This window comes from Gardnerella sp. 30-4 (assembly GCF_001641215.1).
GTDB classification, from domain to species: domain Bacteria; phylum Actinomycetota; class Actinomycetes; order Actinomycetales; family Bifidobacteriaceae; genus Bifidobacterium; species Bifidobacterium leopoldii.
Map to the genome: position 1 here is coordinate 19,097 of NZ_LXJL01000046.1, position 18,135 is coordinate 37,231.

General features: G+C 49.3%; 30 protein-coding genes. All 30 read right to left on the bottom strand.

The features are described from left to right. Window positions 1-92: 92 nt before the first annotated feature. The 30 genes from rplQ to adhE all read right to left on the bottom strand — a co-directional run bounded on the left by rplQ (window position 93) and on the right by adhE (window position 17,915). Window positions 93-527, bottom strand: coding sequence for a 50S ribosomal protein L17 (gene rplQ, locus A5294_RS03480; protein WP_004129014.1), 435 nt, complete (start codon window positions 525-527; stop codon window positions 93-95). A 77-nt stretch (window positions 528-604) separates the two neighbouring features. Next, window positions 605-1,600, bottom strand: a complete 996-nt coding sequence (locus tag A5294_RS03485; protein WP_004574084.1) for a DNA-directed RNA polymerase subunit alpha — start codon at window positions 1,598-1,600, stop codon at window positions 605-607. Window positions 1,601-1,679: 79 nt separating this feature from the next. Continuing rightward, entirely contained in the window at window positions 1,680-2,078 is a 399-nt protein-coding gene (rpsK, locus tag A5294_RS03490) for a 30S ribosomal protein S11 (protein ID WP_004105468.1), read from the bottom strand. 83 nt (window positions 2,079-2,161) lie between these two features. Then, entirely contained in the window at window positions 2,162-2,539 is a 378-nt protein-coding gene (gene rpsM, locus A5294_RS03495) for a 30S ribosomal protein S13 (protein ID WP_004105472.1), read from the bottom strand. 144 nt (window positions 2,540-2,683) lie between these two features. After that, entirely contained in the window at window positions 2,684-2,797 is a 114-nt protein-coding gene (gene rpmJ, locus A5294_RS06580) for a 50S ribosomal protein L36 (protein WP_003842636.1), read from the bottom strand. 20 nt (window positions 2,798-2,817) lie between these two features. After that, a complete protein-coding gene (gene infA, locus A5294_RS03500) occupies window positions 2,818-3,036 on the bottom strand; it encodes a translation initiation factor IF-1 (protein ID WP_004105485.1) in 219 nt (72 codons plus the stop codon). A gap of 142 nt (window positions 3,037-3,178) precedes the next feature. After that, window positions 3,179-3,739, bottom strand: a complete 561-nt coding sequence (locus tag A5294_RS03505) for an adenylate kinase (RefSeq protein WP_004574085.1) — start codon at window positions 3,737-3,739, stop codon at window positions 3,179-3,181. Window positions 3,740-3,767: 28 nt separating this feature from the next. Beyond that, window positions 3,768-5,111 carry a preprotein translocase subunit SecY gene (gene secY / locus A5294_RS03510; protein WP_004574086.1) on the bottom strand — a complete coding sequence of 448 codons (1,344 nt, stop codon included), beginning with the start codon at window positions 5,109-5,111 and terminating at the stop codon, window positions 3,768-3,770. Window positions 5,112-5,306: 195 nt separating this feature from the next. Next, entirely contained in the window at window positions 5,307-5,762 is a 456-nt protein-coding gene (rplO, locus tag A5294_RS03515) for a 50S ribosomal protein L15 (RefSeq protein WP_004105490.1), read from the bottom strand. Between the two features lie 2 nt (window positions 5,763-5,764). Next, the gene (gene rpmD, locus A5294_RS03520; RefSeq protein WP_004105491.1) at window positions 5,765-5,947 is read right to left on the bottom strand and encodes a 50S ribosomal protein L30; all 183 of its coding nucleotides are present in this window, start codon (window positions 5,945-5,947) and stop codon (window positions 5,765-5,767) included. Continuing rightward, on the bottom strand, window positions 5,947-6,675 hold the full coding sequence (rpsE, locus tag A5294_RS03525; protein WP_004574087.1) for a 30S ribosomal protein S5: 729 nt from the start codon (window positions 6,673-6,675) through the stop codon (window positions 5,947-5,949). The genes rpmD and rpsE overlap by 1 nt, the downstream gene beginning before the upstream one ends. After that, window positions 6,672-7,043: a 50S ribosomal protein L18 gene (gene rplR, locus A5294_RS03530; protein ID WP_064340476.1), complete on the bottom strand. Its 372-nt coding sequence runs from the start codon at window positions 7,041-7,043 to the stop codon at window positions 6,672-6,674. Before rplR ends, rpsE begins: the two co-directional genes overlap by 4 nt. Before the next feature lies 1 nt (window position 7,044). Continuing rightward, window positions 7,045-7,584, bottom strand: a complete 540-nt coding sequence (gene rplF / locus A5294_RS03535; protein ID WP_004105494.1) for a 50S ribosomal protein L6 — start codon at window positions 7,582-7,584, stop codon at window positions 7,045-7,047. A 16-nt stretch (window positions 7,585-7,600) separates the two neighbouring features. Then, complete coding sequence (rpsH, locus tag A5294_RS03540) at window positions 7,601-7,999, bottom strand: 30S ribosomal protein S8 (protein WP_004105495.1); 399 nt, start codon at window positions 7,997-7,999, stop codon at window positions 7,601-7,603. An 86-nt stretch (window positions 8,000-8,085) separates the two neighbouring features. After that, window positions 8,086-8,271 (bottom strand): type Z 30S ribosomal protein S14, encoded by a 186-nt coding sequence (locus A5294_RS03545; RefSeq protein ID WP_003808046.1) that lies wholly within the window; start codon window positions 8,269-8,271, stop codon window positions 8,086-8,088. 1 nt (window position 8,272) lies between these two features. Then, on the bottom strand, window positions 8,273-8,845 hold the full coding sequence (gene rplE, locus A5294_RS03550; RefSeq protein WP_004109679.1) for a 50S ribosomal protein L5: 573 nt from the start codon (window positions 8,843-8,845) through the stop codon (window positions 8,273-8,275). After that, window positions 8,842-9,177: a 50S ribosomal protein L24 gene (gene rplX / locus A5294_RS03555; RefSeq protein WP_004105501.1), complete on the bottom strand. Its 336-nt coding sequence runs from the start codon at window positions 9,175-9,177 to the stop codon at window positions 8,842-8,844. The genes rplE and rplX overlap by 4 nt, the downstream gene beginning before the upstream one ends. Before the next feature lies 1 nt (window position 9,178). Next, window positions 9,179-9,547 (bottom strand): 50S ribosomal protein L14, encoded by a 369-nt coding sequence (gene rplN / locus A5294_RS03560; protein WP_004574089.1) that lies wholly within the window; start codon window positions 9,545-9,547, stop codon window positions 9,179-9,181. A 91-nt stretch (window positions 9,548-9,638) separates the two neighbouring features. Beyond that, window positions 9,639-9,905 carry a 30S ribosomal protein S17 gene (rpsQ, locus tag A5294_RS03565; RefSeq protein ID WP_004114365.1) on the bottom strand — a complete coding sequence of 89 codons (267 nt, stop codon included), beginning with the start codon at window positions 9,903-9,905 and terminating at the stop codon, window positions 9,639-9,641. Window positions 9,906-9,907: 2 nt separating this feature from the next. Then, on the bottom strand, window positions 9,908-10,159 hold the full coding sequence (gene rpmC, locus A5294_RS03570) for a 50S ribosomal protein L29 (protein WP_004105502.1): 252 nt from the start codon (window positions 10,157-10,159) through the stop codon (window positions 9,908-9,910). Then, on the bottom strand, window positions 10,159-10,578 hold the full coding sequence (gene rplP / locus A5294_RS03575; RefSeq protein WP_004109684.1) for a 50S ribosomal protein L16: 420 nt from the start codon (window positions 10,576-10,578) through the stop codon (window positions 10,159-10,161). Before rplP ends, rpmC begins: the two co-directional genes overlap by 1 nt. A gap of 4 nt (window positions 10,579-10,582) precedes the next feature. Continuing rightward, entirely contained in the window at window positions 10,583-11,401 is an 819-nt protein-coding gene (gene rpsC, locus A5294_RS03580) for a 30S ribosomal protein S3 (protein ID WP_004574090.1), read from the bottom strand. 2 nt (window positions 11,402-11,403) lie between these two features. After that, complete coding sequence (gene rplV / locus A5294_RS03585; protein ID WP_004105510.1) at window positions 11,404-11,763, bottom strand: 50S ribosomal protein L22; 360 nt, start codon at window positions 11,761-11,763, stop codon at window positions 11,404-11,406. 16 nt (window positions 11,764-11,779) lie between these two features. After that, window positions 11,780-12,058, bottom strand: a complete 279-nt coding sequence (rpsS, locus tag A5294_RS03590; protein ID WP_004114357.1) for a 30S ribosomal protein S19 — start codon at window positions 12,056-12,058, stop codon at window positions 11,780-11,782. A 15-nt stretch (window positions 12,059-12,073) separates the two neighbouring features. Next, window positions 12,074-12,904: a 50S ribosomal protein L2 gene (gene rplB, locus A5294_RS03595; protein ID WP_004574091.1), complete on the bottom strand. Its 831-nt coding sequence runs from the start codon at window positions 12,902-12,904 to the stop codon at window positions 12,074-12,076. Between the two features lie 34 nt (window positions 12,905-12,938). Further along, entirely contained in the window at window positions 12,939-13,235 is a 297-nt protein-coding gene (rplW, locus tag A5294_RS03600; RefSeq protein ID WP_004105515.1) for a 50S ribosomal protein L23, read from the bottom strand. A gap of 5 nt (window positions 13,236-13,240) precedes the next feature. Continuing rightward, the gene (gene rplD, locus A5294_RS03605) at window positions 13,241-13,906 is read right to left on the bottom strand and encodes a 50S ribosomal protein L4 (RefSeq protein ID WP_004105517.1); all 666 of its coding nucleotides are present in this window, start codon (window positions 13,904-13,906) and stop codon (window positions 13,241-13,243) included. A 5-nt stretch (window positions 13,907-13,911) separates the two neighbouring features. Further along, entirely contained in the window at window positions 13,912-14,562 is a 651-nt protein-coding gene (gene rplC / locus A5294_RS03610; RefSeq protein WP_004105519.1) for a 50S ribosomal protein L3, read from the bottom strand. A gap of 16 nt (window positions 14,563-14,578) precedes the next feature. Continuing rightward, a complete protein-coding gene (gene rpsJ, locus A5294_RS03615; protein ID WP_003808013.1) occupies window positions 14,579-14,887 on the bottom strand; it encodes a 30S ribosomal protein S10 in 309 nt (102 codons plus the stop codon). A gap of 322 nt (window positions 14,888-15,209) precedes the next feature. Next, window positions 15,210-17,915: a bifunctional acetaldehyde-CoA/alcohol dehydrogenase gene (adhE, locus tag A5294_RS03620; RefSeq protein ID WP_004105523.1), complete on the bottom strand. Its 2,706-nt coding sequence runs from the start codon at window positions 17,913-17,915 to the stop codon at window positions 15,210-15,212. Between the last annotated feature and the right edge of the window lie 220 nt (window positions 17,916-18,135).

Below are 18,135 nucleotides of genomic sequence, written 5' to 3' on the forward strand. Positions count from 1 at the left end.
ACTAACCTCGACTCGTCTTAGCAATTCTTTAAGAAGCGATTAAACGCTTGCTTTAAGATTCACTTTACCGATGCGTAAAGCTGGAATATAAACTACTCGGCAGCTTCTTCTTTAGCTGCAACCTTAGTAGCTGCTTCAGCTTCCTTCACAACAGCCTTCTTTGGGCTTACTGGCTCAGTCACGAGCTCAATAATTGCCTGAGGAGCGGTATCACCACGACGTGGAGCAATCTTCACGATGCGGGTGTAACCACCTTCACGCTGCTTCATCTGCTCAGCAATCTGAGTGAAAAGCACGTGAACCACGGACTTGTTGCGAATTACACGCAACACACGACGACGCGAATGTAAATCGCCACGCTTAGCGAATGAAATCAAACGCTCAGCAAGCGGACGAAGACGCTTTGCCTTTGGCAACGTCGTTACGATACGACCGTGCTGGAAGAGGCTGGTCGCCATATTGGCCAGCATCAGGCGCTCATGAGCCGGGCTAGAAGCCAGACGAGGGCCTTGTTTCGGTGTAGGCATTATTACTCCTTATTGTCGCATCGCTCAGGTGGGCATCAACCCGAACATCCGAACGTTACGACGATTGCAGGCGGAACTTACTCGTCTTCAGGCGAGAAGAAAGTGCCACCTTCGAGATTATTGGCGTCGAAGCCAATCGGTGAAGCCTTCAAAGACAGACCCATTGCCTGCAACTTCTCTTTAACTTCATCGATGGATTTCATGCCGAAATTACGAATATCGAGCAAATCCTGCTCAGTGTGAACTACCAGTTCGCCGACTGTATGAATACCCTCACGCTTCAAGCAATTATAGCTACGCTGAGTAAAATTCATATCTTCAATCGGTATAGCCAACTGAGAATCAGCTTCATCATGAGTTGGCGCTGGACCAACTTCAACACCTTCAGCATCAACGTTAAGCTCACGGCAAAGACCGAAAAGCTCAACTAAAGTCGAGCCTGCAGATGCAACTGCATCACGCGGTGTAATAGCTGGCTTGGTTTCCACATCCAGGATGAGCTTATCGAAGTCCGTGCGCTGTTCCACGCGGGTAGCTTCGACCTTATAGCTCACCTTCAAAACTGGTGAGTAGATCGAATCCACAGGAATGCGGCCGATTTCGCTGTTCTCCTGCTTGTTCATCTGAGCTGGCACGTAGCCGCGACCGCGTTCAACAGTAAACTCAATTTCAAGTTCACCATCTTCTGCGAGTGTAGCAATATGCAAGTCAGGGTTAGCAATAGTAACACCGGCTGGAGGAGTAATATCTCCAGCAGTGGCTTCACCTTTACCATTCTTGCGCAAATACATCACTACAGGCTCGTCGTACTCACTCGTGAGCACGATGCCCTTGATGTTCAGCAGAATTTCAGTGACATCTTCTTCAACACCTGGCAGAGTCGTAAACTCATGCAGAGCTCCAGAGATGCGAACCGAAGTAACGGCAGCACCTGGAATAGAGCTTAACAAGGTACGACGCAGCGAATTGCCGAGAGTGTAGCCAAAACCTGGTTCCAGCGGCTCAATAGTAAAGCGAGAACGCTGGGGATTCAGTGATTCCTCGGTAAGTGTCGGACGCTGTGCGATAAGCACTTTGGTATCCTTTCAGCTTCTGGTCGGTGGTGCACTCGCCGCCCATAAGCGGGTTGGATGGATGGATTCGTAAGAGTGCTCAGACGCGGCGACGCTTTGGTGGGCGTACGCCGTTATGCGCTTGCGGGGTAACGTCGGTAATAGAACCAACTTCGAGACCCGCGGACTGGAGGGAACGGATAGCGGTTTCACGACCGGAACCTGGACCCTTAACAAACACGTCGACCTTCTTGAGGCCATGCTCCATTGCCTTGCGTGCGGCAGACTCAGCAGCCATACCTGCAGCGTAAGGAGTCGACTTACGGGAACCCTTAAAGCCGACATCACCGCCGGAAGCCCAAGAAAGGACTGCACCGGATGGATCGGTAATGGAGATAATCGTGTTATTGAATGTTGATTTAATATGCGCCTGCCCAACCGGCACCGACTTGCGGTCCCGGCGACGCGGCTTGCGCGAGGCTTGCTTTGCAGCTGCCATTGACCCTCGTTTCCTAATGACGAATGAGTTGGTATGTCTAGACGATGGAAATATATCCGTGGCCTAGAGCCGACCACCGACTACTATCGGGTGGCCTTCTTCTTCCCGGCGACAGTACGCTTCGGACCCTTGCGAGTACGAGCATTAGTCTTGGTACGCTGACCACGCACAGGAAGACCCTTGCGATGACGCTGGCCTTGATAGCAGTTGATCTGAATCTTACGACGGATGTCAGCGTCGATCTCACGACGCAAATCGCCTTCAATCTTGTAATTGGCCTCAAGATAATCACGCAAGGTGATCAGCTGTTCATCCGTAAGATCCTTGACGCGAGTGTCCGGATTAACACCGGTCGCGGCAAGCGTTTCCTTAGCGCGAGTACGACCAACACCAAAAATGTAGGTGAGGGCAATCTCAATGCGCTTCTCATTGGGAATATCTACTCCGGCAAGACGTGCCATTGTAATTCCTTTACTGTTACGCAGGTCGTGCACCAAGTCTTCCGCATTAATAGAAATTAAATGCGGCCTGGGCCTGCGCACCCAGGGTTCAGCTTCTGCTGTGACTTAGCGCCTTATTCTTTGTATTCCGCGATGGAAATCTGCTCAGCCCTGACGCTGCTTATGACGTGGGTTAATGCAGATCACCATGACGCGGCCGTGACGGCGGATCACGCGGCAGTTTTCGCAGATCCTCTTCACGCTAGGGCTGACCTTCATGGTTTTCCTTTGCTTGTACCTTACTTATAACGGTACGTAATACGCCCACGATTCAGATCGTAAGGGCTCATCTCTAGCACTACACGATCTTGAGGAAGAATGCGAATATAATTTTTACGCATCTTACCAGAGATCGTAGCTAAAACAATGTGCTCATTCTCAAGCTGAACGCGAAACATCGCATTTGGTAGTGCTTCTACTACCGTGCCTTCGACTTCAATCACACCGTCTTTTGCCATGAGCCTCGTTCCGTTCCTTGGGCATACTACTTTGCGCATCCGAAGACACGCCAATCTTCTATAATACAGTAAATGCGTCCCATTCAACACTCGGCGTGTCGAACAGAACGCATCTTACTTTTTAAATTTAAAAACGCACTACTTAATTAAGTGATTCAACAATGCGATTATTGATTTCCTTAATATCTCCAACGCCATCTACTTCAACCAACTGACCGCGGCTATCATAAATATCAAGCAATGGAGCTGTTTCTTTCTCATACGTTTCCAAACGCTTAGCAATTACTTCTGGAGTATCGTCAGAACGGCCTTGCTCCACTGCACGCTTTTGCATGCGTTCGAGCAAAACATCGCGCTCAGCCTCGAGAGCCACAACGTGATCAAGAGGAGTGCCAAGCTCTTCCAACATACGATCTAAAGCTTGAACCTGAGAAGCGTTGCGAGGATAACCGTCGAGAATCCAACCACTCTTTGCATCATCTTGAGCAAGACGATCCTTAACAATGTTGTTAGTCAGCTCATCTGGAACCAACTCGCCCTTGTCAAGATATCCCTGAACCTGTTTTCCAAGCTCAGTATGATTCTTAAGGTTATAGCGGAAAATATCACCAGTAGAAATCGCTGGAATGCCATAATGCTCACTTAACAAAGCGGCCTGAGTGCCTTTTCCAACGCCCTGTGGACCCATAATTAGTAATCGCATATTCATCTCCTTGGCTCGCTAACTGTAGTTACTTAGATACTTGCTTTTGCTCATCATGCTTGAACAAGAAACCAGCATACTGGAATTGTTCAGTCTGAGCCTTTGCTTGACGCAACGTATCCAAACCAACGCCAGCAATAATCAAAATTGTTGTACCACCGAATGGCAATTTTGTATTCAAATGCAAAGCCATAATCAAAACGGTAGGAATCAATGCAACAAAGAGCAAATAAATAGCACCGACAGTATTCAACCTGTTCATAACATAGCTAAGATAATGACTTGTAGCACTACCAGCGCGAATGCCTGGTATGAAGCCACCATACTCTTTCATGTTATCTGCAGTCTCATCAGGATTAAAAGTAATCTCTGTGTAGAAGAAGCAGAAGAACACAATCATTACTGTGTAAAACGCAATATACCAAGCAGAAGTGGAATTAGCCAAATTAGCTTCAATCCAATTCACCCAAGCCTTGCTCTTATCTCCAAACTGGGCAATAAGAGTAGGAACAGCAAGAATTGACGAAGCAAAGATTGGTGGGATAACACCACTCATATTCACCTTTAATGGCAAATAAGTCGAAGAGCCACCATACATTTTTCGGCCAATCATGCGGCGCGTATACTGCACAGGAATACGACGTTGAGCAAGCTCAACAAAGTCAACAAATATGAGGATAACAATCAAAACGCCACCAACAATAGCGAACTTATTCCAATCGCCATTAGAACCGTTGGTGCCCCAACCAATTTCCCAAAGCTTTGGCAAGAAGCCAGAGCAAATAGACATAAAGATTAAGACAGACATGCCTTGACCGATACCCTTATCGGTGATGAGTTCTGCCATCCACATAATAAGACCAGTACCGCCAGTCATGATCAAAACCATGACAATAAGGCTCCACATGCTTCCGTCTGGAATAATATTATTTCCGCACTGATAATTAAACAAAGCACCCGTACGTGCTGTTACCAAAATCGTAGTAGATTGCAAAATTGCCAATCCAATAGTTAGATAACGCGTGTACTGCGTAAGCTTTGTTTCTCCAGACTGACCTTCCTTATGAAGAGCTTCAAAGCGAGGAATAACCACGCGCAAAAGCTGAATCACAATGGAAGCAGTGATGTAAGGCATAACACCCAAAGCAAAAATAGAAAGCTGCAACAGCGAGCCACCTGAGAACAAGTTAACTAACCCAATAAAGTTCTCGCTCGATGAAGCTAATTTAACAGTGCAAGCATGCACAACTTTATAGTCCACACCCGGAATCGGAATAAATGAACCAATACGATAAATAATTATCATAGCGAAGACGAAGAGGATCTTGTTCCTCAACTCCTTCGTCCTGAAGGCCTGGATTAACGTTTTCACCTGGGTCTTCCTCCCTTTTTTCGCGCACTCCTAGGCGCAACAGTGCAAAAAACAAACTCTGAGGCAATAGTTTAACCCACGGTACCTACTGAAATAGGTTATTGGTGAGTTTTGGTGATAAAAATAGTCCCTCTAGACAATGCTAGAGGGACTATCACAGATTTATAACTGCATCAAGCTTTAAGTAGCCTTTAACTACTCTTCGCTGATGGAGCCGCCGGCAGCCTCAACCTTTGCCTTAGCAGAAGCAGAAGCTTTCATACCCTTAAGAGTCAAGGCAACAGTTAATTCACCATCACCAAGAACCTTCACAGGATAGCCATCACGTACAGCGCCCTTAGTAATAAGGTCAGCTACAGTAACCTCGCCACCCTTTGGGAAAAGTTCAGCAAGATCTGCAACGTTGACGACTTGGAATTCCTTCTTGAAAGGACTCTTGAAGCCACGCAACTTAGGCAAGCGCATGTACAGTGGGAGCTGGCCACCTTCGAAGCCAGGACGAACCTGATAACGCTTCTTTGTGCCCTTATCACCACGACCTGAGGTCTTACCCTTAGAGCCTTCACCACGACCTACACGGATGCGATCCTTCTTAGCTCCTGGAGCTGGACGCAACGTGTGCATATGCAGCATTGGTTCTTCGTTAGCCATAATCAGTCGACCTCCTCGACGCTCACCAAGTGGCGAACGGCCATAACCAAGCCACGATTGACGGGGGTGTCCTCGCGAACTACGCTGTGACCAATCTTATGAAGGCCGAGCGTATGAACATTCGCGCGCTGGCGCTCAGTTGTATGAACTAAACCATGCACCAGAGTGATCTTCAAATTTGACATCACTCACCATCCTTTGCTTCAGATGCCTTGGCGGCCTGAGCTTCTTCGCGAGCCTTGCGAGCTTCGGCAATGCCGGCAGCACGCTCACGGAGCAAAGCATCAGGAGCGACTTCCTCAAGAGAAAGACCACGACGAGCAGAAATCTCTTCTGGCTCTTCGAGCTTCTTCAAAGCGTCCACAGTAGCACGCACTACGTTTACAGCAGTTGCAGAGCCCATGGACTTGGTGAGGATGTCCGTAATGCCGGCGCATTCCATAACAGCGCGCACAGCACCACCAGCAATTACACCAGTACCTGGAGCAGCTGGACGGAGCAACACAGTACCAGCAGCATCGTGACCGAGCACTGGATGAGTGACGGTACCACGAATGCGTGGAACAGTGAACATATGCTTCTTAGCGTCAAGCTGACCCTTAGCAATAGCAGCTGGAACTTCGCGAGACTTGCCGTAACCAACACCAACAGTGCCCTTACCGTCGCCAACAACAACAAGTGCTGCAAAGCTAAAGGTACGACCACCCTTGTGGGTCTTGGAAACACGGTTAATAGTAACTACGCGATCCAGAAGCTCTTCGCCACGGTTTTCTTCACGACGATTACGACGTTCGCCGCGTTTACCCTCGCCCTTGTTACGGCGAGAACGACGATCATCGTTACGCTCCTCAGCGGATGCCTGAGTGTTCTGAGTTTCTTCAGCCACTTGGGTTTCCTTTTCGTTGTCGCTCACAGTGCCAGACCTCCCTGACGGGCGCCTTCAGCCACTGCTGCGACGCGACCATGATATTTGTTACCGCCACGGTCGAAGACTACAGCGGTGATACCCGCTTCCTTCGCCTTAGCCGCTACTAATTCGCCAACCTTGGTTGCAGCTTCAGTCTTCGTGCCAGTGAAACCAGCGAAGTCAGCAGTCAAAGTGGAAGCGCTTACCAAAGTAATTCCCTTGGTATCATCCACAATCTGAGCAACCATATGACGGTTAGAACGGGAAACAACTAAACGAGGACGTTCAGCTGTGCCGGCAATGTGCTTACGAAGACGGGCGTGACGACGCAAACGTGCGACTTTGGTACCCTTACCGAAAATCTTAACGCTCATATCACTTACCAGCCTTTCCAGCCTTGCGCAGGATACGTTCATCGGTGTACTTAATACCCTTACCCTTGTAAGGTTCTGGAGCACGAAGCTTACGAATGTTAGCAGCAACCTGGCCAACAGTCTGCTTATCGGTGCCCTTTACGATTACCTGGTTAGGATTTGGCAACTCGAACTCAATACCTGCCGGTGGTTGAACGGTAATAGTGTGAGAATAACCGAGCGAGAACTCAATGCCCTTGCCCTTCATCACTGCACGATAACCGGTACCGACAATATCCAAAGTCTTGGTGTAGCCGTCATGCACACCCTTCACCATAGAAGCAACAATTGCGCGAGCCAAACCATGCTTTGCACGAGTTGGGCGCAAATCGTCAACTGGAGTCAGAACAATCTGATTGTCAGCGACTGCTGCGGTGATTCCCTCTGGAATTTCATAAGAATCAGAACCCTTAGCGCCTTTGACGCTGAAGGACTGACCTTCAATCTTTACTTCCACGCCTGCAGGAATGTCGACGGGGAGCTTACCAATATGCGATGCCATCTTCAGCTCTCCTTTCTCACCATACGTAGGCGACGATTTCGCCGCCAATGCCTCGATCGAGGCATTCCTTCTGAGTCAACAATCCCGAGCTGGTCGAGATAATAGCAATACCGAGGCCACCAAGAGGCATTGGCAAAGCATCAGACTTTGCGTAACGACGCAAGCCTGGCTTAGAAATGCGCTTGATGCCTTGGATAGAACGCTGGCCATTGGAGCCATACTTCAACGTAATTTCCAACGTCTGTCCAACCTTAGCTTCCTTAGCAGCGAAGTCCTTAATATAGCCTTCGTGCTTCAGAATCTCGGCGATATTCGCCTTGAATTTGGAGTACGGCATTTCCACGGTATCGTGCTTTGCCGCGCTCGCATTACGCAGACGTGTCAACATGTCTGCGATTGGATCTGTCATTGTCATGTGGGCTAACGCCCTTTCTCGCCGTGGTTTCCACCGCCTCTATATGAGAACTTTGTCTTCAAGCAGTGGACCTTCAGCGTCGATATTTACCAACTGGACTTCGTAACACCCGGCAACTCACCGCGATGAGCCTTCTCACGAAGGCAGATGCGGCACAGACCGAACTTGCGATACACGGAGTGAGGACGACCACAAACCTGGCAACGCGTATAAGCGCGTACCTTGAACTTCGGCTTGGCGGCCGCCTTGTTTTTCAGAGCGGTTTTTGCCATTTCAGTTCTCCTTGAATGGGAAACCGAGGTGCTTAAGCAAAGACTTGGCCTCCACATCGTCCTTGGTGGTAGTCACCACGGTGATGTCCATACCACGCTGATGATCAATCGAGTCAGGATCGATCTCATGGAACATAGACTGTTCCGTAAGACCAAAGTTGTAATTACCCTGACCGTCAAACTGGTTGCCATTGATACCACGGAAATCGCGGATACGAGGCAAAGCCAGAGTGAGCAAACGATCCAAGAATTCCCACATACGATCGCCACGAAGAGTTACGTAAGCACCGATAGCCTGACCTTCGCGCAAATGGAACTGAGCGACAGACTTCTTTGCCTTAGTTACCTTTGGCTTCTGGCCGGCAATCAAAGTGAGATCCTTAATCGCACCTTCGATGAGCTTAGAATCACGAGCTGCAGCGCCGACGCCCATAGAGACGACAACCTTCTGCACGCGAGCCACCTGCATAGGATTAGTGTGGCCGAATTCTTTCTCCAAGGCTGGTACGATTTCATCCTTGTATTGTTGCTTTAAGCGCGGAGTTGCCGGCAACTCAACTGTAGTATCGGTCATGCCAGCTCCTTTCCGGACTTCTTGGCGACACGCACGCGCACGGTCTTAACCTTGCCGTCACGAGCCTCTTGCTTAACAATCACGCCAACGCGTGTAGGCTGCTTGGTCTCTGGATCAATAACCATCACATTAGAGCGATGGATTGGAGCCTCAACCGAAACAATGCCCGCCTGCTGACCCTGCTGGGTGGCGCGAACGTGCTTCTTAACGACCTGAACGCCTTCTACGATCAAACGGTCATCGGCTAGTACACGAACTACTTTGCCTTCCTTACCGCGATCCTTGCCGCGAATGACCTTCACCTGGTCGCCGGACTTAATCTTGGCTACCATATCAGATCACCTCCGGAGCAAGGGACACAATCTTCATGAAGCGCTGATCGCGCAATTCACGACCGACTGGTCCGAAGATACGAGTGCCTTTTGGTTCACGACCGGAGCCGAGAATTACGGCGGCGTTCTCATCGAACTTAATATAGGAACCATCGACACGGCGATGTTCCTTGACAGTACGGACGACGACAGCCTTAACTACGTCGCCTTTCTTGACCGACCCGCCAGGGATCGCGTCCTTGACGGAGGCGACGATGATGTCGCCGATGCCGGCATAGCGTCGCTTCGATCCACCGAGCACGCGGATGGCAAGTAACTCCTTAGCACCCGTGTTGTCGGCGACATGAAGCCGCGTTTCCTGCTGAATCATTGATTCTCCTTAGCCGAGCTGGTTCTCCCCACTCACCTGTGTCTACCACAGTAGCAGACACAGGTGAAGCGCGGAGCCTTGCCGAACTTGTTTACTTGGCGCGCTCGATAATCGAGTCGAGACGCCAACGCTTGGTCTTGCTCAGTGGCCGAGTTTCCATAATACTCACGAGGTCGCCAATATGTGCCTCATTGTGTTCATCATGGGCTTTGACCTTGCGGGTGGAGCGAACGACTTTACCGTAAAGCGGGTGTGTCGAACGCTGCTCCAGCTCAACGGCGATTGTCTTGTCCATGGCCTCGGACACGACGTAGCCGCGACGAACCTTGCGGAAGTTGCGCTCTTGGTTCTCAGCCATGCTTACTTCTCCTTGACCTCAGTGGCGCCAGGCTCTTGGCTGATGCCGAGTTCACGCTCACGCAGGATAGTATACATCCTGGCAATGTCGTGCTTGACCGCCTTGAGGCGAGCGCTGTTTTCGAGTTGACCAGTTGCTGCCTGGAAGCGCAAGTTAAATAGCTCTTCCTTAGACTTCTTCAAGAAGCCTTCGATCTCAGCATTTGTCTTCTCGTTCAAATTCTTGATGGTGTAGTCTGCAGTTCCGACTGGCATCAGATGTCACCGCCTTCACGCGCAATAACACGGCATTTCATTGGGAGCTTATCGATAGCGCGGCGCAAGGCCTCGCGAGCGATGTCCTCAGAAACACCACCGATCTCGAACATTACGCGTCCTGGGTGGATGTTGGCAATCCAGAATTCTGGAGCACCCTTACCGGAACCCATTCGCGCACCAAGCGGGTGCTTGGTTAATGGACGATCTGGGAAGATCGTAATCCACACACGACCGCCACGCTTAATGTAGCGAGTCATTGCGATACGAGCTGCCTCGATCTGTCGGTTAGTGATGTAAGCCGGAGCCAGCGCCTGAATACCAAAATCGCCGAAAGCGATCTCGGTGCCACCCTTAGACATGCCGCTACGGGTAGGACGGTGCTGCTTACGATATTTAGTCCTCTTTGGGATAAGCATCTGCTCACTCCTTCGTTTCCGTTGCGGCAGGAGCTTCAGCAGCTGCAGCTTCAGCTGGCTTTTCAGCCTGTGCTTCAGCAGCCTTCTGCTGGTTAGCAGGACGTGCGCCACGACGTGGACGACGATCGCCACCACGACGACCTTCACGCTTACCCTGCTGAGCCTGCTGCTCTTCGAACTCACGCTCGGTCATATCACCCTTGTAGATCCAGACCTTTACGCCGATACGGCCGTATGTGGTCTTAGCTTCAAAGAAGCCGTAATCAATCAAGGCACGAAGAGTCTGCAGTGGAACGCGACCCTCGCGATAGAACTCAGAGCGGCTCATTTCGGCGCCACCAAGGCGACCGGAGAGCTTGATACGGATACCCTTGGCACCTGCACGCATTGCATCTTGCTGTGCCTTACGCATAGCACGACGGAATGTAACACGGTTTGTCAACTGCTCCGCAATTCCCTGAGCAACCAACTGAGCGTCAAGTGCAGCATTCTTCACTTCGAAGATGTTGAGCTGTACTTGCTTGCCTGTGAGCTTCTCGAGCTTTGCGCGAACGCGCTCAGCTTCAGCGCCACGACGACCGATGATAATACCCGGACGAGCAGTGTGAATATCTACACGAACGCGATCACGAGTGCGCTCGATAACGATACGAGATACGCCAGCACGCTCGAGGTCATGGCTCATTTCCTTGCGAATCTTGTCATCCTCAAGGACGAAGTCACGATAACGCTCGCCAGCTTTGTTGGAGTCAGAGAACCACTTAGAGCGATGATTCTCGGTGATGCCCAGGCGATAGCCGAAAGGATTGATCTTCTGACCCATCTTTAGCGGGCTCCTTCCTTAAGCGAGACGATAACAGTGATATGGCTTGTGCGCTTGTTAATGCGCGCAGCGCGACCCTGTGCACGAGCACGGAAACGCTTAAGCGTTACACCCTCGTCCACATAGGTTTCCTTGATGACCAAGTCCTGCTCACGGAATGGTTCACCGGCTTTTTCAGCCTTAACGCGAGCGTTAGCGATCGCGCTTTCAAGAACCTTGCGCACCGGCAATGATGCGTCCTGAGGAGCAAACTTCAAAATGGTAATAGCTTCGCTTGCACGCTTGCCTCGGATGAGGTCGACCATGCGGCGAGCCTTGCGCGGCGTCACGCGGACGTGACGAGCGATTGCTTTAGCTTCCATGTGTCCTAACTCTCCTTTAGCGGCGTGCCTTTTTGTCGTCCTTCACGTGACCCTTAAAGGTCTTGGTCGGGGCGAACTCACCGAGCTTATGACCAACCATGGCTTCGGTAACGAATACCGGCACATGCTTGCGGCCATCATGTACGGCAAAGGTGTGTCCAATGAAATCAGGAGTGATCATCGAACGACGCGACCAAGTCTTAATGACATTGTGCGTACCCTTGTCGTTTTGCTCGTCGACTTTCTTCTGCAAGTGGGCGTCGACGAAAGGGCCCTTCTTGATGCTACGAGTCATCTATTCGACACTCCCTTACTTGCGGTTCTTACCATTCGGGCGACGACGAACAATCATCTTGTTCGAAGCCTTCTTTGGACGACGTGTACGAACCTCACCCTTGCCCCATGGAGAAACTGGTGGCTTACCACCACGGGTGCGACCACCATGTGGATGGTCCACAGGGTTCATGGATTCGCCTCGGGTGATTGGTCTACGACCAAGCCAACGTGCGCGACCTGCCTTACCAAGCTCGATATTGGCGTGATCGGAGTTACCTACTTCGCCAACAGTAGCGCGGCAACGAGCGTCCACGTTACGAATTTCGCCAGACGGCATACGCAACTGCGCATAAGCACCATCCTTAGCGACGAGCTGAACAGCGGCACCAGCGGAACGAGCAATCTTCGCACCACCAAGTGGACGAAGTTCAATTGCGTGAACCACGGTACCGGTTGGGATATTCTTCAGAGGCAGGTTGTTGCCTGGCTTAATATCAGCCTGAGCGCCGGTCTCAATAACATCACCCTGGGCAACGCCTTCAGGAGCGATAATGTAACGCTTCTCACCGTCTGCGTAATGCAACAAAGCGATGCGAGCGGAACGATTAGGGTCATACTCAATATGAGCGACCTTTGCTGGCACGCCATCCTTGTCCCAACGCTTGAAGTCGATGAGACGATACTGACGCTTGTGACCGCCGCCGCGATGGCGAGAAGTCATGCGGCCGTAAGAGTTACGACCACCAGTCTTGCTGAGTTTGCGTACCAGCGACTTTTCAGGCGTAGAACGCGTGATCTCGGCAAAATCCGAAACCGAAGCGTTACGACGGCCTGCAGTCGTCGGCTTATAAACGCGGATAGCCATAATATAGTATTCCTTTACTTTTCTCGGCTAGCCTTCAGTTACCAAAGATGTCAATCGTTTGACCTTCAGCCACGGTGACAATAGCACGCTTCTGGTTCACACGACGGCCGAAACCGGTGCGAGAGCGCTTCAACTTGCCAGCGCGGTTCAAAGTGTTAACGTTTGTCACCTTGACCTTGAAGATTTCTTCGATAGCCTGCTTGATCTGAACCTTGTTAGCATCTGGAGCCACTACGAAAGTGTACTGACCACGATCAGAAGCTGCGTAACTTTTTTCAGAAACAACTGGCTTAAGAATTACGTCATGTGCTGGGTTATGGACTGCGACCATTTAAATCAGGCCTCCTTAACGACAGGCTCGGTCTTAGCAGCAACGAAGGCTTCGAAGCCTTCCTTGGAGAAGACGACGTACTGAGCTGTAACAACATCGTAAGTGTTGAGCTGATCAGCGAAGATCACGTGAACAGTTGGAATGTTGCGTACAGACATCCACTCATTGATGTTCTCACGAGAAAGAACAACAGTAGTGAATTGGTTATTGGTCACAGGAGTAAGTGCTGCAACAGCTGTCTTGGTGGATGGAACATCCTTAATACCAAAGTCAACTACAGCAATACGTCCAGCATTTGCACGATCCGAAAGAACGTAGCGAAGAGCAGCTGCCTTCATCTTCTTCGGGGTGCGCTGATCGTACTTACGAGGAACTGGACCGTGAACAACGCCACCATGTACCCACTGAGGAGCACGAATGGAACCCTGGCGAGCACGACCGGTGCCCTTCTGCTTCCATGGCTTCTTACCGCCGCCGGAAACATTAGCACGATTCTTCACAGCATGGGTGCCCTGACGAGCAGCAGCAAGCTGAGCGATTACGACCTGATGAACCAGTGGACCGTGAGCTAAAACGTCTTCGTTGGAGATGCCGAAAATTTCAGCAGGAGCTTCAACGGTTCCGCTTGCATTGCCCTTAGTATCAGTGACGTTCAGAGTTACGTTTGCCATAATTATCAGGCTCCCTTCACTGCCGAACGGACGAGAACGATTGCGCCCTTAGGACCTGGAACAGCGCCCTTAATAGCGAGAATGCCGTTCTCGACATCCGAAGAAACGATTGTGAGGTTAAGCGCGGTGGAAGTCACATGACCCATGCGACCAGCCATACGCTTGCCCTTCAAAATGCGGCTTGGAGTTGCGCAAGCGCCCACAGAACCTGGGCGACGTTCGTTCTTGTGCGAGCCGTGAGTACGGCGATAGGACTTGAAGCCCCAACGCTTGATAGTGCCAGCAAAGCCCTTACCCTTGGTAGTGCCAGTGACATCTACTTCAGAACCCTCAGCGAACAATTCAGCAGTCAATTCCTGACCTGGCTGATAATCTGCTGCGTTCTCGGTGCGCACCTCAGCGAGGTGACGACGAGGAGTTACACCAGCCTTTGCAAAATGACCAGCCAATGGCTTAGTCACCTTGGTAGGATCAATCTGGCCATAACCGAGCTGTACTGCGCAATAACCGTCAGACTCTACAGTCTTTACAGCGGTAACTACGTTAGTAGCAACTTCAACCAGAGTTACGGGGACGAAGAAGCCGTTTTCATCCCAAACCTGCGACATACCCAGCTTGCGGCCGAGCAATGCAGTGCGATTCTTATTCTGCGACATTACTTTCTCCCCCTTCCTACAGCTTGATCTCGATGTTTACATCCGCAGGCAGGTCAATGTGCATCAAAGAATCCACAGCCTTTGGCGTTGGATCTACGATGTCAATGAGGCGCTTATGAGTGCGCATCTCGAAATGCTCGCGAGAATCCTTGTATTTATGAGGAGAACGGATAACAACAAACACGTTCTTCTCGGTCGGCAGAGGAACCGGACCCACTACTGTGGCGCCCGCGTTCGTCACCGTCTCGACGATTTTCTTCGCCGATTGGTCGATGACCTCATGGTCATAGGACTTAAGCCTGATGCGGATTTTCTGTCCCGCCATTGCCGTCCGCCCTTTCTAGCGATTCGTTTACTGTTTACCAACCTGAATTCAAGGGCACCGGCGAGAATAAACCCCTAGGGTAATTCCACATCAGTGCGCGGCATCAAAAACCTATTCATACAAAAAGATTTCGATTCAAAGTTTTTGCTTCCGCGCTCGCTTTTTTTAATTACAATATGCGAGCCTTAAAACAGGCAACTAAGTAATTAAACCATCAACCTTCGATTATTAAAAACCGGGCGTGTCGGCTATTTTCCAACAAAAAATGGCAGAAACTACAATTAGTTGAGCTTCTGCCATTATTAACTAAATACGCAAATAATTACGCCGCTTCACGCTCCAAACGCATACGATGGCCTTCTTCTTGAGAAACACCATAATATGCAGCAATAGCAATATCCTTCATATCCTCAATTTGCGGAATACGAGGATTTGCAGGCGCACACTGATCTTCGTAAGCACGCATGCCAATATTGTCAAGTATCGACCAGTAGTACTCTTCGTCTACGCCACAAGCCTTAAACGAAGCGTCCATTCCAAGCTTTTCATTTCGATACTCTTCAACAGCACGAGCAAGATTTTCAACGCCTTCTTCAGGGGTTTTACCAGGATCTACACCGAGATTCTTAGCGATCTCCTGATATCTCTCAAGAGCAATATAGCGGTTGTACTTTGGCCAGCTAGTTGGCTCTTGCGGAATTTGACCGTTATAGCGAATAACGTAAGGCAGCAAAATTGCGTTTGTATGACCGTGTACAACGTGGCACAAAGCACCAATAGTATGAGCCATAGCGTGGCACATTCCTAAGAATGCAGAACCAAACGCCATTCCAGCCATAGTAGCTGCATTATGCATTTTTTCTTGCGCTTCAACCTTGCGCTGAGAATCTTCGCAATTCACAGAATCGTTGAGATTTTCCCAAATAAGTTTCGAAGCATGCAAAGCCATAGCATCCGTAAAATCATTTGCGTAAACAGAAACATAAGCTTCCATAGCATGAGTTAAGGCATCAAAACCAGAATCGCATGCCAATCGACGCGGCTGCGTACGAGCCAAAACAGGATCGACTATTGCGACCGTTGGAGTCAAAGCGTAGTCCGTAATAGGATACTTGTATCCAGTCTTGTGATCTGTAATAACAGCGTAAGGCGTAACTTCAGAACCAGTTCCGGAAGAAGTTGGAATGCAAACAAGCTTAGCTTTGCTGCCAAGAGGCGGAATCTTAAATGCGCGTTTACGAATATCGAAGAACTTTTCTCGCAAATCAGCGAAAGAAATCTCCGGATGCTCATACATAAGCCACATAATCTTAGAAGCATCCATTGGCGAACCACCACCAACAGCAATAATTGTGTCTGGCTGGAATTCGTCACGCATCATTGCAGCCCCACGCTCAACTGTTTCAACGCTTGGCTCAGGCTCAACGTAATCAATAATACGGAAGCTAACGCGATTATCTCGAGCACGAAGCTGATCAACAATCTTATCGACTACGCCAAGTTGCTCCATAACCTTATCGCACACAATAACTGCGCGCTCAACGCCGTACATATCCCTCAAATAACGAATAGCATTCGGCTCAAAATAAGTTTTAGCCGGAATCTTGAACCATTGCATATTATTATTCCTTCGTGCAATACGCTTAATATTAAGAAGATTTATAGCTTGTACGTTGCCGGAAACGGAATTTCCACCATAAGATCCGCATCCAAGAGTAAGCGAAGGAGCAATCGCGTTGTAAATGTCTCCAACACCACCAAGAGATCCAGGAGAATTCCAAACAATTCTGCAAGCATGCATGCGGACACCATATTCGCGCACAAGATCTTGATTATTTGTGTGAATTACAGCAGTGTGACCAGCTCCATGTACAAGCATCTGCTCGCACATCTTGAAGCCTTGTTCCTTATTTTCTGCACGAAGCATTGCGTGTACAGGAGCGAGCTTTTCCATAGTAAGCGGCTCCATTTCGCCAACTTCTTTGCACTCTGCAACCAAAATCACAGCATCATCTGGAATTTCAAATCCAGCTTCGTGCGCAATATATTGCGGAGACTTACCAGGAACAACGGAATTAAGTTTTGGTGTATTTCCAGAATATGCAGTGCATCCAAACATATATTGTTCAAGCTTAGCTTTTTCGTCAGCATTAACAAAATATGCTTTCCTGCGCTTCAATTCGCGAAGTAATGGCTCATACACATCCTTATGCGCAATAATTGCTTGCTCTGTTGCACAAATCATTCCGTAATCAAAATGCTTTGAAAGAATCAAATCGTTTGCAGCGCGCACAATATCAACGTCACTATCGACATATGCAGGAGCATTTCCTGCACCCACACCAAGAGCAGGTTTTCCTGAAGAATACGCTGCCTTAACCATTCCAGGACCGCCTGTTGCAAGAATAGTTGCGATCTTTGGATGTTTCATCAATGCACCGGTAGCTTCAATTGAAGGATGCTCAATCCACTGAATGCAATCTTTTGGCGCACCAGCAGCCACAGCAGCATCGCGAACAATTCGAGCTGCTTCAGAAGAGCACTTTTGCGCAAAAGGATGGAATCCAAAAATAATTGGACAACGAGTCTTAAGTGCAATAAGCGACTTAAAAATAGCTGTAGAAGTTGGGTTAGTAACTGGAGTTACGCCTGCAACAATACCAACCGGTTCAGCTATTTCGTCAATTCCGAGAACATCGTCCTCGCGAATAATACCAACTGTTTTTTGACCTGCTAGATAATGCGTAATATGTTCGCATGCAAAGATATTTTTTGTAGCTTTGTCTTCTACTAGGCCACGACCTGTTTCGTCGACAGCCATCTTTGCAAGAACCAAATGTTTATTCAACGCTGCCACTGAAGCTTTAGCAACAATATGATCGATTTGCTGCTGATTAAGCTTTTCAAACTCATTCAAAGCGACAGTTGCTTTTTCAACAAGTTGATCAACTTCATTTTGAGCAGCTAACGCAACGTCATCAGCACTAGCAGTTTTGCCAGTCTCGGCTTGGTGTTGTGCCTCAACCATGAGTATCCTCCTCGATAGTTCCACCAGCGGTACCAATAGACTTATGAGCAGACTAATTTAGTATTCACCGCTAAATATGTGATACAAGTCACAATTTAGCCTCTTTGCTGTACTTTCGCATCTTTGAAGCGAGTTGCGCTATTTATGAGCGAGCTTTATCCTCTATTGTTCGTTATTTGTTCTTATTTGTAATAATTTATGTTCAATTAATAGATAAATT